The organism is Polynucleobacter sp. 35-46-11 (assembly GCF_002281105.1).
This window is the reverse complement of sequence record NZ_NCFJ01000731.1, coordinates 1-1061: the sequence shown is the minus strand read 5'-3', so window position 1 is coordinate 1061 and position 1061 is coordinate 1. Positions and strand designations below refer to the sequence as shown.

Sequence of the window (1061 nt, the reverse complement as noted above, 5' to 3'; positions counted from 1 at the left end):
AAAAAGTCGTGCGCACGGTGCATGCCACGTTTGGATGGGGATTTTTTATTCTGTTGGACGGCCATATTGAACTCCTAAGCAAGGCGACATTCTAGCATGTAAATTGAGCTAAATGCTTGATTAATTGATAAAACGTGTTTGAAATGCAAGCTCCCCAATATGGGGTTACATCAATTTTTCTTCATATTTTTCAATATGTTAAAGGGATTCTGCGGCTTTTCAGAAGCATCATCAACGTCGGCACCCACCCCAAATGAGGAGGCATGCGGCTGACAGGCGCCCGCCGGGTGCTTTGGAATTAAAGGAAGTGAGAGGAGGATTTCATCCTCAATTAAGCCCAAAAGGTCAAAGTGCTGGCTGGCTACCAGTGGCTCCTGTTGATCATCTTCCATCGGAAAGGCATCCGCTTCCTCCTCGGTGGTCACCAGAACAAATCGACTCTCTTGAGCCAAATCGAGGCCGCAATCCGCCAAACAGCTCTGACAGACCAGATGAATACGGCCTTTTATGGCCAATTCCAGAATTTGCTGGGGTTCAGAGCCTGGAGAATGAGCAAAATGGGTCTTTACCTGCCAATGAAAGCCATCCCCAGGCTCAATACTAGAGGCCTCCTCAGCCACCCTGGGTAATACTGAAATTTCTAGAAACCCTGCGCCTTGATAGGACTGAGGGGCACAAAAATCGATCCGGCTTAAGACCTTGGGATCATTGGATAGCTCAACTTGAGGTAAAACTTGATTACGATTCATGACATCAGTCTAAATGAAGGCTTTAGCGAAAGTACAAGTAGTGATGAGTAATTCTGCAAAAAAACTAATTCTGGCATCCACCTCGGTCTATCGTCGCGAGCTGTTAGAGCGCCTGCGGATCCCCTTTGATGTGATCTCGCCCAAGGTGGATGAAACCCCACTCCCCGGTGAAAGCACCGTGGATTTAGCTTTACGCCTAGCCAAGGCTAAAGCTGCCGCAGTGGCTAAAGATCACCCTGAGGCTTGGGTCATTGGCTCCGATCAGGTAGCCGACCTCTGTGGCGCGGCAATTGGTAAACCAGGAAACTTTGA

3 protein-coding genes are annotated in these 1061 nt (G+C 48.4%); 1 reads left to right on the top strand and 2 read right to left on the bottom strand.

Annotated elements, in window-relative coordinates; all coding sequences use genetic code 11:
- Nucleotides 1-65: 50S ribosomal protein L32 (rpmF, locus tag B7Y67_RS19170; protein WP_143744391.1), on the bottom strand; the 65-nt coding region annotated here is incomplete at its 3' end.
- Nucleotides 66-170: 105 nt separating this feature from the next.
- Complete coding sequence (locus tag B7Y67_RS19165; protein ID WP_293599994.1) at nt 171-749, bottom strand: DUF177 domain-containing protein; 579 nt, start codon at nt 747-749, stop codon at nt 171-173.
- A 43-nt stretch (nt 750-792) separates the two neighbouring features.
- On the opposite strand from B7Y67_RS19165, the gene B7Y67_RS19160 reads away from it, so the two are divergent.
- Nucleotides 793-1061, top strand: a 269-nt coding sequence (locus B7Y67_RS19160; RefSeq protein WP_293599995.1) for a Maf family protein, incomplete at its 3' end; no start/stop codon positions are given.

Excerpts from the sequence above, each read along its gene's own strand:
- B7Y67_RS19165 (WP_293599994.1), bottom strand. The coding sequence starts at position 749 with ATGAATCGTAATCAAGTTTTACCTCAAGTTGAGCTATCCAATGATCCC.